This is a genomic window from Citrobacter sp. CK194 (assembly GCF_030333395.1).
GTDB lineage: Bacteria > Pseudomonadota > Gammaproteobacteria > Enterobacterales > Enterobacteriaceae > Citrobacter_B > Citrobacter_B koseri.
Map to the genome: position 1 here is coordinate 357,469 of NZ_JAOWGA010000019.1, position 17,446 is coordinate 374,914.

The following is a 17,446-nucleotide window of genomic DNA, read 5'->3' on the forward strand; positions in this document are numbered from 1 at the left end:
GGCGCAGGTTTCTCAGCGGTATATCATATTCCCGCAAAGAGAGGGCATTGCGACGCCGGGCATTTACCGCTACCTTAACCACACTCTATTTATCGCCTGAGGCGGAGCTTCGCCCCTTTGAAATACCTTGCTTCCTTTCGTACAACCCTGAAAGTTTCGCGCTACCTGTTCAGAGCGTTGGCGTTACTGATCTGGCTGCTGATCGCTTTTGCTTCGGTGTTTTACATCGTCAATGCGCTGCATCAGAGAGAGTCTGAAATCCGTCAGGAATTCAATCTCAGTTCCGACCAGGCGCAGCGCTATATTCAGCGCACGTCTGACGTAATGAAAGAACTCAAATACATTGCCGAGAATCGCTTAACGGCGGAAAACGGCGTGATGTCCAGCCGGGCGCGCGACGATAAAACCGTGGTGCCCAATTTTGAGCCGCTGTTTGCCGACTCCGACTGTGCGGCAATGGGGAATGCCTGGCGCGGGTCGCTGGAGTCGCTGGCCTGGTTTATGCGCTACTGGCGCGACAATTTTTCTGCGGCCTACGATCTGAATCGTGTTTTCCTGATTGGCAGCGACAATCTCTGTATGGCGAATTTCGGCCTGCGCGATATGCCGGTCGAACGTGATAATGCGCTGAAAACGCTGCATGAGCGCATTGTTAAGTACCGCAATGCCCCGCAGGAAGAGAGCGGGAATAACCTTTTCTGGATTAGCCAGGGGCCGCGCCCCGGCATCGGCTATTTTTATGCCCTGACGCCGGTTTATCTGGCCAACCGCTTGCAGGCGCTGCTGGGCGTCGAGCAGTCCATTCGGATGGAGAACTTTTTCACGCCGGGAAGTTTGCCTATGGGGGTGACGATCCTCGATGAAAATGGTCATCCGCTGATTTCGCTAACCGGGCCGGAAAGCAACATCAGGCCGGAACCCCGCTGGATGCAGGAGCGCTCCTGGTTTGGCTACACGCCAGGGTTCCGTGAGCTGGTTCTGAAGAAAAGCCTGCCGCCATCGTCGCTCAGCATTGTCTACTCCGTACCGGTCGACCTGGTGCTGGAGCATATTCGAATGCTGATTCTGAATGCCATTCTGCTGAATGTGCTGGTGGGCGCCGCCTTGTTCACGCTGGCGCGTATGTATGAACGGCGTATCTTTATTCCGGCGGAAAGCGATGCTCAGCGGCTGGAAGAGCATGAGCAGTTTAACCGGAAAATCGTCGCTTCCGCGCCGGTGGGGATCTGCATCCTGCGCACCATTGACGGGGTCAATATTCTCAGTAATGAACTGGCGCATACCTACCTCAATATGCTCACCCATGAGGACCGGCAAAGGCTGACGCAAATTATCTGTGGTCAGCAGGTTAACTTCGTCGATGTGTTGACCAGCAACAATACCAATCTGCAAATCAGCTTTGTCCATTCGCGCTATCGTAATGAAAACGTGGCGATTTGCGTGCTGGTGGATGTGAGCGCGCGCGTCAAAATGGAAGAGTCGTTGCAGGAGATGGCGCAGGCGGCGGAGCAGGCGAGCCAGTCCAAATCAATGTTCCTTGCGACCGTGAGCCACGAGCTGCGCACGCCGCTGTACGGGATTATCGGTAACCTCGATCTGCTGCAAACCAAAGCGTTGCCGAAAGGGGTCGACAGGCTGGTTACGGCGATGAACAACTCCTCCAGCCTGCTGCTGAAAATCATCAGCGATATTCTCGACTTCTCAAAAATCGAATCCGAGCAGTTGAAGATTGAACCGCGTGAGTTCTCGCCGCGTGAGGTGATGAACCATATTACGGCCAACTATTTACCGCTGGTGGTGAGAAAACAGCTTGGCCTGTACTGCTTTATTGAACCGGATGTACCGGTTGCGCTGAACGGCGACCCGATGCGTCTGCAACAGGTGATTTCTAACCTGCTGAGTAACGCCATCAAATTTACCGATACCGGTTGTATTGTGCTGCATGTGCAGTGTGATGGCGATTATCTCAGTATTCAGGTACGCGATACCGGCGTGGGGATTCCGGCGAAAGAGGTTGTGCGTTTGTTCGATCCTTTCTTCCAGGTGGGAACCGGCGTGCAGCGTAATTTCCAGGGAACCGGCCTGGGACTGGCGATTTGTGAAAAACTGATCAGCATGATGGATGGGGATATCTCCGTCGATTCAGAGCCCGGGATGGGCAGCCAGTTTACGTTACGCATTCCACTTTATGGCGCGCAGTACCCGCAGAAAAAAGGCGTCGAAGGGCTGGCTCAAACGCGTTGCTGGCTGGCGGTACGCAACGCGTCGCTGTGTCATTTTATTGAGTCCAGCCTGGCGCGAAGCGGTGTCGATGTGCTTCGTTACGAAGGGCAAAAACCGGCGCCGGAAGATATTCTGATTACGGACGATGTGCTGGAGCAGGCATGGCAGGGGCGTGCGGCGGTTGTTTTCAGCCGCCGCCATATTGGTATTCCGCAGGAAAGAGCGCCGGGCGAGTGGGTACACAGCGTGGCGTCGCCGCATGAATTGCCTGCGCTGCTGGCGCGGATTTACAGTATTGAGCTTGATAACGACGCGCTTGCAACGGCGCTGCCTGCGCCGGATAAAACCGACGCGACGAATGACGACATGATGATCCTCGTGGTGGACGATCATCCGATCAACCGTCGTTTGCTGGCCGATCAGTTGGGATCGCTGGGGTATCAATGCAAGACCGCGAATGACGGCGTCGATGCGTTGAACGTGCTGAGTAAAAACCATATTGATATCGTGCTGAGCGACGTCAACATGCCGAATATGGACGGCTACCGTCTGACGCAGCGCATTCGCCAGCTGGGGTTGACGTTGCCGGTGGTCGGCGTCACGGCTAACGCGCTGGCGGAAGAGAAACAGCGTTGTCTGGAGTCCGGTATGGATAGCTGCCTGTCCAAGCCGGTGACGTTAGATGTGCTTAAGCAGACGCTGGCGGTGTATGCGGAGCGGGTGAGAAAGACGCGGGCATAAAAAAGGCCGGATGGCGGTTTCGCCTTCTCCGGCCTACTGCGGTCATCAACGTCGGCCTGATAAGCGCAACGCCATCAGGCACCTGACGTTTGATCAGTCTTTGTCCGCCGGGCTCAGCGTGACGGAAGAGAGGTAATTCAGCAGCGCGATATCGTTTTCGACGCCCAGCTTCATCATCGCCGATTTTTTCTGGCTACTGATGGTCTTAATGCTGCGGTTCAGTTTCTTGGCGATTTCCGTCACCAGGAAACCTTCTGCGAACAGACGCAGGACTTCACTCTCTTTCGGAGACAGACGTTTGTCGCCATAACCGCCCGCGCTGATTTTCTCCAGCAGGCGGGAGACGCTTTCCGGGGTAAACTTCTTGCCCTTTTGCAGCGCGGCCAGCGCTTTAGGCAAGTCAGTCGGCGCGCCTTGTTTCAGCACAATCCCCTCAATGTCGAGATCCAGCACCGCGCTCAGAATTGCCGGGTTGTTGTTCATCGTCAGAACGATGATCGACAGGCTCGGGAAATGACGTTTAATGTATTTGATGAGGGTAATCCCGTCACCGTATTTATCTCCCGGCATGGAGAGGTCGGTAATCAACACATGCGCATCTAATTTAGGCAGGTTGTTGATCAGTGCTGTGGAATCTTCAAACTCGCCGACAACATTCACCCACTCGATTTGTTCAAGTGATTTGCGAATACCGAACAGTACAATCGGATGGTCATCGGCAATAATTACGTTCATATTGTTCATGTATTGGGCTACCTTGCTACAGCAAGCTCTTGACGTAGCTGTCAATGTCGCTGATGTATTTTTCTATACCTGGAGCATCTTTCTCACGAATAAGATGTTCCAGCGTTTCACATAACTGCTTGCCGGGTACCAGATTAAGCATAGCAAACACGCCTTTCAGGCGGTGGGCTGTCTGCGCCAGCGCAGCGAAATCACTGGTCGCTGCCTCAGTATACAACCTCTTAACATCATCCGGTACTGTGTCTACAAAGAGCGCGTAATAACCGCTGGCATGAAGTTCGGCGTTTTCATCTCCGCCGAGGGGCGACTCTGGAATCTCTTCCTGCGCCAGTTGCTCTTCTATCAGTTGTAGTACAGCTTCCTGCATAGCGTTGCTCATATTAAAGTTGACGCGCAGTTGGCCAGGACCCATTTTCCGCACGCCTGACTCATCATCGCTTAAAAGCAAGCCGGAGGCAGTAAGATTAGACGGATTATCAGTTAAAAAGAGATCATATTCTTGACTTATTTGCCGATCATCCGGCGTGATGCAGGTGGCTCCCCAGTTTTCCAGCTGACGCAACACAATATTGCGCACGTCATTAGAGGTGACGTCAACCATTACGCAAACGTCATCCAGCAAGCGCTCTTCATCATTTACATGTTGGTCATGCGGAGTCATTTTAACATGTACGGTATAGCGCGTCCCCAGCGCATCGCGTGCTTTAATATTCAGATGCCCGCCGAGCTTACGCGCCAGCTGATCGCACAACCAGAAGGTTAACGGATTCGCTTTCCCGTAGCGGTCGCTTTGCGTTTCATTGATATACGGGAAATGGAGATTGTCGATCTCATTGAGCGTCACGCCTTCACCGGTATCCAGAATGCGGAAGGTCAGGCGTTCTTCAGCCGACTCATCCTGATCGACTTCCAGCGTGATTTTCCCAATCTGCGTGGTCGTGACCGCGTACTGGATCAGCAACAGCAGAATGCGGCGCAGGGCGTCACGGTCGCCACGGCGTTCATCGTTGGCGCTAAGGTGGTTTTTGATCAGCAGTTGCAGACCTTTACGCTTAATCGCAGGCAGAACGTCCGGCACCACTTCGTCAATCAGATCCTGAATGGAGAACAGCGTCGGCTCGCTTTTCCAGGTATCATTCTCCAGAATATTCGCCAGCTGAATTTCATCTATCATACGCACCAGAACATCCGCCTGGTTCGCCAGCTTCTGGCTTTCCGGCGTGTCTGCGGCAGCGGCGTTGATCGCCAGTATCCGCACGGGTTCTTTCAGGGCATTGCCAATATTTTGCATAAACGCGGCGCGGCCCTGCTGGTTTTTCTCATACAGACGCTGCGCCTGCCTGAGCTTTTTGTTCACCAGCACTTCCCGGTCCTGATCGCGAATAATAAAGATCTGCGTGCGAGGGGCGACCTGGCTGCGGAACAGGCGAATTTCATACAGCTCGTTATTGATCGTCGCCTGAATGATGCCCTGATGCTGCTCCGCCATGCTGGTGATGTTTTGCAGATTTAAATGCGGCAGCAAATGGTCGGCGATTTTATTGCTGATGACGGTGCGATTGGCCTCCTGGTCATGCACCAGCAGCCCCAGCGGCAGCAGGGAGACGATCTCTTCATTAATCGCGCGCAGAATACGCAGTTCATTATTTGCGGTATTGTTTGTCGCCACTTCCGTTGAACGGCCAGGCTGGTGTCGGAAGGTGGTGTAGCCAAACAGCGCCAGCGCAAGCAGGCCGATATTCAACAGTAACGGCAGCAGGATATTTTGCAGCGTATCAAGCAATAGCGTGCCGAAAGGAACCTGCCAGACCAGCCGCATATCGGTTGAGTTCAGCGCGGAAGAAATCTCAATTTTGGCGCTGTTGAAGCTGATGCTGACGCTGTCTGGAGACTCTTTCTCCGTATTACGTACCGTCGTGGTTGAGGAGTCGGGTTCCAGGCGGAAGCTGTCCAGCGGCATTCCCGGCGGGATCAGGTCGTTGATCGGCAAATCGAACGCCACAACCGTCGCCAGATGCCCCGGCTGATTAAAAGTGGTGCGCAGCGTAAAGTAATGGCCGTTTTGCCACGCCAGACGACGTAACGAAGAGAAGCTTTCGCGTTCATCCAGCGCATTCGCCTGTTGCAGCATCTCCGCCCGACGGGAATCGACAATATTGCCAATCGCGGACTCTTTAAAGCCGGAGGAGAGATCCTTGAGCGGCAGGGTGGAGATGAGAATCAGGCTGTTGTCCTGCCCGTTCAGATAATACATCGACCAGGGCACGTTCTCCGCGCCCCACAGCGTATCGAGATAGGTGGAAATCCGCTGGGTCATTTCCAGCGTTGAGCTGTCATGCGAGCCAAAGATAAGCGCTTCGGTCTTACGGCGCGGTTTTTCAAGGTAGTAGACGTCTTGTTTCAGACGCGTTTCCTGCAAACCCTCGCTCGTGGATGGGCTAGCCGTCGCGGCAATGTTGTCATAGATTTGCCTGGTCACGTAACGCCAGGTGTCTACGCGCTTATGAATAGCATGGGTGATATCGACAATCTGATAGCTCTTGTCTTTCAGCCAGGCGTTGACCGCGCTTTGCACCATCACGCCCATCGTTACAAGTAACACAATGATCAGTAATAAGAAGAAACGGGTAATGCTTCCCGGCAGAAGGGAGAATCGGGTAGAAACCGTTGTATCAGACTGACTCATTCGTGTTTATGACCTGTTAAAACAACGCTAAAGAGGAAAGGGCAGTATAAAGGGTACTGTGTGAATTTCCATACTCTCGCTCATCAGACACGCTGCATTTTTCCGCCCGCGCCGCGAAGGTGTTTCCCTAAGCAAAACGTGTACAGCGTTGGCGCAGATGTATAAATATAAACACAATGAAATAAAATTTAGCACTAAATAACAAGAAATTATTTGTTGGCAGGAATGGTGATTATCACGGAGGGGGTAGTAAACCGTTGTGATTATTTAAACCCGGTAGCACAAGAAGATAAAATTTGTGTAAAGAAGGGTAAAAAAAAACCGAATGCGAGGCATCCGGTTGAAATAGGGGTAAACAGACATTCAGAAATGAATGACGGTAATAAATAAAGTTAATGATGATAGCGCTGTCTATTTTAGTTGCGAGTGAAGATTTTGTTTTATCATTCAGTGCTATGATTTTCATGAATATAATGCATTGAATTATAATGAAAAATAAATATGTTTTGATGATTCGTGCTTATTTGTCCCATTTTTTGCTTTTAAAAAAGTTCCATGCCATTAATAATTTGAAACACCTATGGCGATAAATGAAACATTTTAAAGATTTTAGTATCATATCCGTGTTGGATTATTCTGCATTTTTGCGGAGAATGAAATTGCCGACTGGTTAAGAGGGTTAATCAGTATGCAGTGGCAATAAAAAAGCAAATAAAGGCATATAACAGAGGGTTAATAACATGAAAGTTAAAGTACTGTCCCTCCTGGTACCGGCTCTGCTGGTAGCAGGCGCAGCAAATGCGGCTGAAGTTTATAACAAAGACGGCAACAAATTGGACCTGTTCGGTAAAGTCGACGGTCTGCACTATTTCTCTGATGACGATGGCAACGACGGCGATCAGACCTATATGCGTCTCGGCTTCAAAGGCGAAACCCAGGTTAACGATCAGATCACCGGCTACGGTCAGTGGGAATATCAGATTCAGGGTAACGACGCTGAAACCACTAACAACTCCTGGACCCGTGTGGCGTTTGCTGGTGTGAAATTTGGCGATGCAGGTTCCTTCGACTACGGTCGTAACTACGGCGTAATCTACGATGTAACGGCCTGGACCGACGTTCTGCCGGAATTCGGCGGCGACACCTACGGCGCGGATAACTTCATGCAGCAGCGTGCTAACGGCCTGGCAACCTACCGTAATACAGACTTCTTCGGTCTGGTTGAAGGTCTGAATTTTGCGTTGCAGTATCAGGGTAAAAACGGCAGCGCCAGCGGTGAAAACGACGTTGCGGATGGTCGTAGCCTGCTGAAACAGAACGGCGACGGCTTCGGCGGATCTCTGACCTATGATATCGGCGAAGGCTTCAGCGTTGGTGGTGCAATCACCTCTTCCAAACGTACTGCTGACCAGAATTCGGCTGGCGTATACGGCAGCGGCGATCGTGCGACCGTTTATACCGGTGGTCTGAAATACGACGCTAACAACGTTTACCTGGCAGCGCAGTACTCTCAGACTTACAACGCAACCCGCTTTGGTTCTTCCCAGAACAGCCGTAGCGACTCTTATGGCTTCGCTGATAAAGCGCAAAACTTCGAAGTGGTTGCACAGTACCAGTTCGACTTCGGTCTGCGTCCGTCCGTGGCTTACCTGCAATCTAAAGGTAAGGACATCTCCAACGGCACCACCAACTACGGCGATCAGGATATCCTGAAATACGTTGATGTTGGCGCGACCTACTACTTCAACAAAAACATGTCTACCTACGTTGATTACAAAATCAACCTGCTGGATGACAACACCTTTACCCGTAACGCGGGTATCAGCACTGACGACATCGTTGCTCTGGGCCTGGTTTACCAGTTCTGATTGCGAACAATGTCAACTAAAGGGCCTGCGGGCCCTTTTTTAATGCGTTTTTTACGGCGTACAAATAGCGATTTTTGGTGTACTCTTGCGCGCGTTCGCATGAGGATAATCACGTATGGAAATGACCTTTTGTCGGGCAGCGCTGCTGGCCGCGACGATCTTTTTTGTGGGGTGCGATGATGCCCCAAAACCGGCTGATACAGCGTCACCTGCTGCAACCGTACTGGAAGGGAAAACGATGGGCACCTTCTGGCGGGTCAGCGTGGTGGATGTGGACGCCAGCCGTGCTGAGGAATTACGTAACAGAATTCAGACGCAGCTTGATGCCGACGATCAGCTGTTGTCCACGTACAAAAATGACTCGGCGCTGATGCGCTTCAACCATTCGCAAAGTCTTTCTCCCTGGCCGGTTAGCGAAGCAATGGCCGATATCATTACCTCGGCGCTGCGCATTGGCGCGAAAACCGACGGCGCGATGGATATCACCGTGGGGCCGCTGGTGAATCTGTGGGGGTTCGGCCCGGAGCAACAGCCGGTTAATGTGCCCACACAGCCGCAGATTGACAGCGCAAAAGCAAAGACCGGGCTGCAACATCTGCGGGTTATCAATCAGGCGCGACAGCAATATCTGCAAAAAGATCTGCCGGATCTGTTCGTCGATCTCTCAACAGTGGGGGAAGGGTATGCGGCCGATCATCTGGCGCGCTTGATGGAACAGGAAGGCATTGCCCGCTATCTGGTCTCCGTCGGCGGCGCCCTGAACAGTCGCGGCATGAATGCGCAGGGGCAACCCTGGCGTGTGGCGATCCAAAAACCGACCGATCAAGAAAACGCGGTACAGGCGATTGTCGATATTAACGGGCATGGCATCAGCACCTCCGGCAGCTACCGTAACTATTACGAACTGGACGGGAAGCGCCTGTCTCACGTCATTGATCCGCAGACCGGGCGTCCCATAGAACACAATCTGGTCTCCGTGACGGTTATCGCCCCGACGGCGCTGGAAGCGGACGGCTGGGATACCGGGTTGATGGTGCTCGGCACGGAAAAGGCCAAAGAGGTGGTGCGCCGGGAAGGGCTGGCGGTGTACATGATCATGAAAGAGGGCGAGGGGTTTAAAACCTGGATGTCGCCGCAGTTCAAAAGCTTCCTCGTGAGTGATAAAAATTAAAAAGCAAGATTTCGGGTTTTCGTGCGCTGACTTACGGACACACTGAGACTAAGCACTATGCTTAATGAAGGAGTCCATGATGAAAAATCTCTCACGCATAAACGACGATGCACGCTGGCAGTCGGTGCTGGATCGCGATCCTGACGCCGATGGTCAGTTTGTTTTTGCGGTACAGACCACCGGCATCTTTTGCCGACCGTCCTGTCGGGCAAAACACGCGTTGCGGCAAAACGTTCGTTTCTTTGCCAGTGCGGAGCAGGCGCTGGCCGCAGGATTCCGCCCCTGCAAACGCTGCCAGCCAGACAAAGACAACGCCCGACGGCATCAGCTGGATAAAATCACGCACGCCTGCCGTTTACTGGAACAGGATGCCCCCATCACGCTGGACGCCCTGGCGCAGCAGGTGGCAATGAGCCCATTTCATCTGCACCGGTTGTTCAAAGCCACGACGGGGATGACGCCAAAAGCCTGGCAGCAATCCTGGCGCGCCCGCCGTCTGCGCGATGCGCTGGCGAAAGGAGAGACGGTAACGCAGGCGATCCTGAACGCCGGTTTTCCCGACAGCGGCAGTTACTATCGCAAAGCGGATGAGACGCTCGGCATGACGGCGAAGCAGTTTCGTAAGGGCGGCGATAATCTCCCCGTTCGCTATGCCCTCGCGGATTGTGCGCTGGGACGCTGCCTGGTTGCGGAGAGCGAGCGGGGAATCTGCGCGATTTTGCTGGGCGATGATGATGCCGGGCTTATCGCCAGCCTGCATGAACTGTTTCCCGCCGCGCAGGATGAACCCGCTGATCGCCCTTTCCAGCAGCGCGTGCGCCAGGTTATCGCCAGTATTAATGCACGCGATATGCCGCTGTCACTGCCGTTAGATATTCAGGGCACCGCGTTCCAGCAGCAGGTCTGGCAGGCGCTGCGCACGATTCCCTGTGGGGAAACCGTCAGCTATCAGCAGATCGCCAGCGCAATCGGCAAGCCGAAGGCGGTTCGTGCCGTTGCCAGCGCCTGCGGGGCAAATAAACTGGCGATTGTGATCCCGTGCCATCGAGTGGTGCGCGGCGACGGCGCGCTATCGGGTTATCGTTGGGGCGTGGCGCGCAAGGCGCAGCTTCTGCAACGAGAGGCGCGACATGAGGATAAATGATGCTGGACTTATTTGCGGATGCTGAACCCTGGCAAGAGCCGCTGGCGTCCGGCGCGGTTATCTTGCGCCGTTTCGCCTTTCGCGAGGCGCCATCGCTGATTGAGGCCATCGCGGTGGTCGCCGCGCAGTCGCCATTTCGCCAGATGGTGACGCCCGGCGGCTATACCATGTCGGTGGCGATGACAAATTGCGGTCAGCTCGGCTGGACGACGGATCAACACGGATATCTCTATTCTCCCGTCGATCCGTTAACCGGGCGGCGCTGGCCGCCGCTGCCTGAGATCTTTACCAGCCTGTGTCATCGCGCGGCGATCGCGGCGGGCTATGCTGATTTTCAGCCGGATGCCTGTCTTATCAATCGCTATGCGCCCGGCTCAAAGTTGTCGTTGCATCAGGATAAAGACGAACCGGATCTGCGCGCGCCGATTGTGTCGGTTTCTTTGGGCCTTCCGGCCATTTTTCAGTTTGGCGGCCTGCGTCGTAACGATCCGTTAAAACGCCTTTTGCTGGAGCACGGCGATGTGGTGGTCTGGGGCGGTGAATCGCGACTGTTTTACCACGGCATACAACCGCTTAAAGCGGGCTTTCATCCGCTGACGGCGGACTGTCGTTACAACCTGACGTTTCGCCAGGCGGGTAAAAAAGAATAAAAATAAGAATTATTATTGCTGTCGGCGTTGAGATGTTTAAACTGCGGGCTGTTATTCCTTGCCCGGGTTGTATGAATGGAACTACTTCTTCTTGTCTGGCGGCAGTATCGCTGGCCATTTATCAGCGTGATGGCGCTCAGCCTCGCCAGCGCTGCGCTGGGGATTGGTCTGATTGCCTTTATCAATCAGCGCCTCATCGAAACGGTAGATACCACGCTGATGGTGCTGCCGGAATTTCTCGCGCTGCTGCTTTTACTGATGGCGGTGACGCTGGGCTCCCAACTGGCCTTAACCGCGTTAGGGCACCATTTTGTCTATCGCCTGCGCAGCGAATTTATCAAACGTATTCTGGACACGCAGGTTGAGCGCATCGAACAACTGGGCAGCGCCTCGCTGCTGGCAGGGTTAACCAGTGATATCCGCAATATCACGATCGCGTTCGTGCGCCTGCCGGAGCTGGTTCAGGGGATCATCCTGACGGTGGGTTCCGCCGCGTATCTGGCGATGTTATCCACCAAAATGCTGCTGGTGACGGCAATCTGGATGGCAATCACCATCTGGGGCGGGTTTGTGCTGGTGGCGCGCGTGTATAAGCACATGGCGACGCTGCGCGAAACGGAAGATAAGCTGTATCAGGATTTTCAGACGGTGCTGGAAGGGCGCAAAGAGCTGACCCTGAACCGTGAGCGCGCGGAACATATCTTTAACCATTCGTATATCCCGGATGCGAAAGAGTATCGCCACCATATTATTCGCGCCGATACGTTCCACCTGAGCGCCGTTAACTGGTCAAACATTATGATGCTGGGCGCGATTGGTCTGGTGTTCTGGATGGCGAACAGCCTGGGCTGGGCGGATACCAACGTGGCGGCGATCTATTCGCTGACGCTGCTGTTCCTGCGCACGCCGCTGCTCTCTGCGGTTGGCGCGTTGCCGACGCTGCTCACCGCGCAGGTGGCTTTCAACAAGCTGAATAAATTTTCGCTGGCACCGTTTAAAGCGGAATTTCCTCGTCCTGACGCCTTTCCTGACTGGAAAACGCTGGAGTTACGCAATGTCGTTTTCCATTATCAGGATAATGCGTTTTCAGTAGGGCCGCTCAACCTGACCATCCAGCGCGGGGAACTACTGTTTCTGATTGGCGGCAATGGTAGCGGGAAATCGACGCTGGCGATGCTGCTGACGGGGCTGTACCAGCCTCAGTCAGGCGAAATTTTACTGGATGGCAAAACGCTTTCCGCAGAGCGTCCTGAGGACTACCGGAAACTCTTTTCCGCTGTGTTTACCGATGTCTGGCTGTTTGATCAACTGCTGGGGCCGGAAGGCAAACCGGCCAAAGCGGAACTGGTGGAAAAGTGGCTTGAGCAACTGAAAATGGCGCACAAGCTGGAGCTGCGCGATGGCCGGATTCTGAACCTGAAGCTGTCGAAAGGGCAGAAAAAGCGCGTGGCGTTGCTGCTGGCGCTGGCGGAGGAGCGTGACATCATTCTGCTGGATGAATGGGCCGCCGATCAGGACCCGCATTTCCGCCGTGAATTTTATCAGGTGCTGCTGCCGCTGATGCAGGAGATGGGCAAAACCATCTTTGCGATCAGTCATGACGATCATTACTTTATTCACGCCGATCGCCTGCTGGAGATGCGTAACGGGCAGTTGAGTGAGCTGGTCGGCGATGAACGCGACGCCGCCTCCCGCGATGCGGTTGCGCGTACCGCCTGATCCTGTAGGCCGGATAAGGATTAGCCGCATCCGGCCTGGTTGCCCGATGGCGCGACGCTTATCGGGCCTGCCATTCCCTGCATGATGCTGATTTTTTGTCCATTCGCGGTGCCGTTTATTGTTATTTATATAACCTCACGCCATGCTTAATGGCATCTCATTTCATGGATTTATAATTAATGTCCGCAATGACCAAAAACAGCGCCAGACTGCGCGATGAAGAGCGTGCGCGTCTTATCTGGCTGCTCACCACCGATAAAGCGATTATTTCCGCCCTGTCAGGCAAGCTCACCCTGGCTGAGCAATATGATGTCGGTACGCTGGCCGACGATATTGCTGAGGTAGGGGCGCTGGTGGCTCACCTGCCGCCGCCGGACCTGGCGGATACCCTTGAAGCGCTGCCTTCCGAAGAACGTCATGCCTTATGGCGGCTGGTCGAGAATGAAAAACGCGGCAAAGTGCTGCTGGAAGCGTCCGAAAACGTCTGGGATGACCTGATTGATGAAATGACCGACCGCGCGCTGTTGGACGCGCTGCAATACCTCGACATTGACGAACAGATTTATCTCGTTCAGCACCTGCCGCGTAACCTCACCGGGCGACTGCTGGCGACGCTGCCGCCGGAGGAGCGCGCCCGTGTCCGTCAGGTTATGCACTACGAGAAGAATCGCGTCGGGGCGATCATGGAGTTCGAGGTCATCACCGTGCGCCCGGACGTGACGCTGGAGGTGGTGCAGCGCTATTTACGCCGTCTGGGAAAAATGCCGGAAAACACCGACAAACTCTTTGTAACGAACCGGAATAAAATACTGGTCGGCGAGCTGTCTCTGACGCGTATTCTGCTCAGTGACGTGCAGCGTAAAGTCAGCGACGTGATGGATGACGATCCGCTGACCTTTGCCCCGGAAGATATCTCTGAGAATGCGGCGCGCACCTTTGAACGTGACAACCTGGTCAGCGCCGCCGTGATCGATCCTTCCGGCAAACTGATGGGACGCCTGACCATCGATGAGATCGTTGATGTGGTCTACGAAGAAACCGACACCGATCTGCGTCGCATGGGGGGGCTGAGCGCCGAAGAAGATGTCTTTGCGCCCGTCGCCAAAGCGGTAAAAACCCGTTGGGCATGGCTGGCGATAAACCTGTGCACGGCGTTTATCGCCTCCCGGGTGATCGACGGCTTTGAACACACAATCTCGCAGCTGGTGGCGCTGGCTTCTCTCATGCCGATTGTCGCCGGGATTGGCGGCAATACCGGGAATCAAACCATTACCATGATTGTTCGCGCGCTGGCGCTGCAAAATATTCAGCCCGGCAACCTGACCTTTCTCATTTTGCGTGAAATGGGCGTGGCGCTGGTCAATGGCCTTGTCTGGGGCGGCATCATGGGCGGCGTGACCTGGTGGCTCTACGACGATATCGCCCTTGGCGGCGTTATGACGCTGGCGATGGTGCTTAATTTATTGGTGGCGGCGCTGATGGGCGTGATCATCCCGATGACGATGGTAAAGCTCGGGCGCGACCCGGCGGTCGGCTCAAGCGTGATGATTACCGCCATTACCGATACCGGCGGTTTCTTTATTTTTCTGGGGCTGGCGACGGCATTTCTGCTTTAACCGCCTGATTACGCCTGATCATCCGTAGCAGCAAAAGCATGGCGATGAGCGATGCGGGAATGCTGTTGCCCCGTTAATCGTCAATAACCTTATAAATATTCAACGTATTACTAACGTTTTTAAAATCTTAATATAATTTATAAACAATATTTAAATCTTTTACCTGAAGTGTTAACGTTGATGCCGCTCGATTTTCACCTGCAAAAAGCAAAAAAACGATACTAAAAGTAAGGCATTAACATTATGAAAAAAGTGACTGCCATGCTCTTCACCATGGCTGTGGGGCTGAATGCTGTCTCGATGGCGGCAAAAGCGAAAGCGACCGAAGAGCAGGAAACGGATGTACTGTTGATTGGCGGCGGCATCATGAGCGCCACGTTGGGAACCTATTTGCAGGAGCTGGAACCGGAGTGGTCAATGACCATGGTTGAGCGACTGGATGGGGTTGCACAGGAGAGTTCTAACGGCTGGAACAACGCCGGAACAGGCCACTCCGCGCTGATGGAACTGAACTACACGCCGAAAAAAGCCGACGGTTCCGTCAGCATCGAAAAGGCAGTCGACATTAACGAAGCCTTCCAGGTTTCCCGCCAGTTCTGGGCGCATCAGGTACAGAGCGGCGTTCTGCACGAACCACACTCGTTTATCAATACCGTTCCGCACATGAGCTTTGTCTGGGGCGATGATAACGTCAATTTCCTGCGCGCCCGCTATACCGCGTTGCAGCAGAGCACGCTGTTCCGCGGTATGCGTTACTCCGAAGATCATGCGCAAATTAAAGAGTGGGCGCCGCTGGTCATGGAAGGTCGCGACCCGAAACAGAAGGTTGCCGCGACCCGCACTGAAATTGGTACTGACGTGAACTACGGGGAAATCACGCGTCAGCTGGTGGCATCGTTGCAGAAAAAACCGAACTTTGCGCTGCAACTGAATACCGAAGTCCGTGGATTTAAACGTAACGCGGATAACTCCTGGACCGTGACCGTCGCCGATCTGAAAAACGGTGAAGCAGAACATGCGATTAAGGCGAAATTTGTCTTTATCGGTGCGGGCGGCGCGGCGCTGAAGCTGTTGCAGGAGACGGGCATTCCTGAAGCGAAAGATTACGCGGGATTCCCGGTTGGCGGCCAGTTCCTGGTTTCAGAGAACCCGGATGTGGTTAACAACCACCTGGCGAAGGTATACGGCCAGGCGTCGGTCGGCGCGCCGCCGATGTCCGTACCGCACATCGATACCCGTATCCTGGATGGCAAACGCGTCGTGCTGTTTGGGCCGTTCGCGACGTTCTCCACGAAGTTCCTGAAAAACGGTTCGCTGTGGGATCTGCTGAGTTCGACCACGACCTCTAACTTTATGCCGATGGTCAACGTAGGGATGGATAACTTCGATCTGGTGAAATACCTGATTAGCCAGGTGATGCTGAGCGATGATGAACGCTTTGAAGCGCTGAAAGAGTACTATCCGCAGGCGAAGAAAGAAGACTGGCGTTTGTGGCAGGCGGGCCAGCGTGTGCAGATCATCAAGCGTGATGAAGACAAGGGCGGCGTACTGCGTCTGGGCACTGAAGTGGTCAGCGACAAAGACGGTACGATTGCCGCGCTGCTGGGCGCGTCTCCGGGGGCATCCACTGCTGCGCCGATCATGCTGCATCTGATGGAAAAAGTGTTTAAAGAGAAAGTGGCCAGCCCGGAATGGCAGGCGAAGCTGAAAACGATTGTTCCGTCTTACGGGACTAAGCTGAACGGCAATATTGAGGCCACGGAACAAGAGCTGCAATACACCAGCGACGTTCTGGGGCTGAAATATGACAAGCCGCAGGTGGTGGACGAAGCGCCAAAACCGCAGCTTAAGCCGCAGGTTCAACCGCAGCCGGCGCATAAAGCTGTCGCGGATATCGCGCTGTAAAAACGTATTGCGGCATGCCGGATGGCGCTGCACTTATCCGGCCTACAACGAGCAATATGTAGGCCGGATAAGGCGGTATGCCGCCATCCGGCAAAACGTTCCTTAACGCGTCACTGCGTCCTGTACTTTATCTTCCGCTTTCCAGATACGGTATTTCACCTCTACGTTAGCCGGGGTGTACACCACGATCGGCAGCTTGCTGTTATAACGCACCATTCCGGCATCGCCCAGATAGGCCGTCACAAACTTCTGCTCTTTCTTGCCATCCGGGCAGGCCATCATGGTAGAAACCGGGGAGGTTACTTTATCAAAAACGTAGTAGTCGTAACCCCAGCCTTCCAGCGTTTTGCTCGCCAGTTCGCCGCCAGGACGGTGATGGTTGCAATCCACTTCCAGCGTCTGGCCGATCAGCAGTTCCACTTTCAGGGTAGACTCATCTTCCTGGGGAGTAAGCTGGATAACCTGGCGCTTCATCCCTTTTTCCGCTTTCGGATACGGCGCGATTTTTTCCAGAGGTTGCGTATTGGCATCGCTGGTCGCCGCCCATGCGGAGGTACTGGCGAAAGCCGCTAACAGTACAGCAGGTACAATTGTCTTCATTTTCGAGTTCACAGCGTTTCCTTTCTTCTGTCTTCTGAACGATTCCCGGCAGGTTAACACATTCATATTGGCTATTAATCTAAATTTACTTATATTTTAAGATGGTTAATTGAATGTTTACTTGTTTGATAGCGATATATTCCATTTCTTACGCGTTAAATAGGATTATTCTCCAATTAAGCCTTTCGTTATATACTTATTGATATAACCCTTTGAAATGTGAACAAAAGCACATTCAGATACGCTAACCCCACACTCTTTTGATCCGGCGACAGCATTTACCCCAATCGGGGTATGCACCTCTAACACATCCTGAAATATCTTACCGATCATAATAATGACTTAGTGGTAGTGCGGTTTATTTAGTCGTTCACCTTCC

General features: G+C 53.6%; 12 protein-coding genes. 8 read left to right on the top strand and 4 right to left on the bottom strand.

The genetic code is table 11. From position 1 onward, the window contains the following. The first annotated feature begins 117 nt into the window (after positions 1–117). A complete protein-coding gene (gene rcsC / locus OGX80_RS17815; RefSeq protein ID WP_012131533.1) occupies positions 118–2,964 on the top strand; it encodes a two-component system sensor histidine kinase RcsC in 2,847 nt (948 codons plus the stop codon). A 93-nt stretch (positions 2,965–3,057) separates the two neighbouring features. On the opposite strand, the gene rcsB is transcribed toward rcsC, so the two are convergent. Together rcsB and rcsD are read right to left on the bottom strand one after the other, a co-directional pair. Continuing rightward, positions 3,058–3,708, bottom strand: a complete 651-nt coding sequence (gene rcsB, locus OGX80_RS17820; RefSeq protein ID WP_001061917.1) for a response regulator transcription factor RcsB — start codon at positions 3,706–3,708, stop codon at positions 3,058–3,060. Positions 3,709–3,724: 16 nt separating this feature from the next. Next, complete coding sequence (gene rcsD, locus OGX80_RS17825) at positions 3,725–6,394, bottom strand: phosphotransferase RcsD (RefSeq protein WP_286471368.1); 2,670 nt, start codon at positions 6,392–6,394, stop codon at positions 3,725–3,727. Positions 6,395–7,134: 740 nt separating this feature from the next. Here rcsD and OGX80_RS17830 point away from each other — a divergent pair. The 7 genes from OGX80_RS17830 to mqo all read left to right on the top strand — a co-directional run bounded on the left by OGX80_RS17830 (position 7,135) and on the right by mqo (position 16,467). Then, positions 7,135–8,262 (top strand): porin OmpC, encoded by a 1,128-nt coding sequence (locus OGX80_RS17830; protein ID WP_012131537.1) that lies wholly within the window; start codon positions 7,135–7,137, stop codon positions 8,260–8,262. 115 nt (positions 8,263–8,377) lie between these two features. Further along, a complete protein-coding gene (gene apbE, locus OGX80_RS17835) occupies positions 8,378–9,433 on the top strand; it encodes an FAD:protein FMN transferase ApbE (protein WP_115181378.1) in 1,056 nt (351 codons plus the stop codon). Positions 9,434–9,512: 79 nt separating this feature from the next. Beyond that, entirely contained in the window at positions 9,513–10,577 is a 1,065-nt protein-coding gene (gene ada / locus OGX80_RS17840) for a bifunctional DNA-binding transcriptional regulator/O6-methylguanine-DNA methyltransferase Ada (protein WP_115181379.1), read from the top strand. Then, positions 10,577–11,227: a DNA oxidative demethylase AlkB gene (gene alkB, locus OGX80_RS17845; protein ID WP_115181380.1), complete on the top strand. Its 651-nt coding sequence runs from the start codon at positions 10,577–10,579 to the stop codon at positions 11,225–11,227. The genes ada and alkB overlap by 1 nt, the downstream gene beginning before the upstream one ends. A 75-nt stretch (positions 11,228–11,302) precedes the next feature. Continuing rightward, the gene (locus OGX80_RS17850) at positions 11,303–12,946 is read left to right on the top strand and encodes a multidrug ABC transporter permease/ATP-binding protein (protein ID WP_115181381.1); all 1,644 of its coding nucleotides are present in this window, start codon (positions 11,303–11,305) and stop codon (positions 12,944–12,946) included. A gap of 179 nt (positions 12,947–13,125) precedes the next feature. Next, complete coding sequence (gene mgtE, locus OGX80_RS17855) at positions 13,126–14,562, top strand: magnesium transporter (RefSeq protein WP_115181382.1); 1,437 nt, start codon at positions 13,126–13,128, stop codon at positions 14,560–14,562. Positions 14,563–14,805: 243 nt separating this feature from the next. Beyond that, entirely contained in the window at positions 14,806–16,467 is a 1,662-nt protein-coding gene (mqo, locus tag OGX80_RS17860) for a malate dehydrogenase (quinone) (RefSeq protein WP_012131544.1), read from the top strand. 102 nt (positions 16,468–16,569) lie between these two features. On the opposite strand, the gene eco is transcribed toward mqo, so the two are convergent. Beyond that, positions 16,570–17,067, bottom strand: coding sequence for a serine protease inhibitor ecotin (gene eco / locus OGX80_RS17865; protein WP_115182318.1), 498 nt, complete (start codon positions 17,065–17,067; stop codon positions 16,570–16,572). Positions 17,068–17,232: 165 nt separating this feature from the next. Next, positions 17,233–17,400, bottom strand: a complete 168-nt coding sequence (gene yojO, locus OGX80_RS22455; RefSeq protein ID WP_487490358.1) for a protein YojO — start codon at positions 17,398–17,400, stop codon at positions 17,233–17,235. Positions 17,401–17,446 lie beyond the last annotated feature (46 nt).

Bases quoted from the DNA above. Each gene is read 5' to 3' on its own strand.
- alkB (WP_115181380.1), top strand. From the start codon at position 10,577: ATGCTGGACTTATTTGCGGATGCTGAACCCTGGCAAGAGCCGCTGGCG.
- mqo (WP_012131544.1), top strand. From the start codon at position 14,806: ATGAAAAAAGTGACTGCCATGCTCTTCACCATGGCTGTGGGGCTGAAT.
- yojO (WP_487490358.1), bottom strand. From the start codon at position 17,400: ATGATCGGTAAGATATTTCAGGATGTGTTAGAGGTGCATACCCCGATT.
- rcsB (WP_001061917.1), bottom strand. From the start codon at position 3,708: ATGAACAATATGAACGTAATTATTGCCGATGACCATCCGATTGTACTG.
- eco (WP_115182318.1), bottom strand. From the start codon at position 17,067: ATGAAGACAATTGTACCTGCTGTACTGTTAGCGGCTTTCGCCAGTACC.
- rcsD (WP_286471368.1), bottom strand. From the start codon at position 6,394: ATGAGTCAGTCTGATACAACGGTTTCTACCCGATTCTCCCTTCTGCCG.
- apbE (WP_115181378.1), top strand. From the start codon at position 8,378: ATGGAAATGACCTTTTGTCGGGCAGCGCTGCTGGCCGCGACGATCTTT.
- ada (WP_115181379.1), top strand. From the start codon at position 9,513: ATGAAAAATCTCTCACGCATAAACGACGATGCACGCTGGCAGTCGGTG.
- OGX80_RS17850 (WP_115181381.1), top strand. From the start codon at position 11,303: ATGGAACTACTTCTTCTTGTCTGGCGGCAGTATCGCTGGCCATTTATC.
- OGX80_RS17830 (WP_012131537.1), top strand. From the start codon at position 7,135: ATGAAAGTTAAAGTACTGTCCCTCCTGGTACCGGCTCTGCTGGTAGCA.
- mgtE (WP_115181382.1), top strand. From the start codon at position 13,126: ATGTCCGCAATGACCAAAAACAGCGCCAGACTGCGCGATGAAGAGCGT.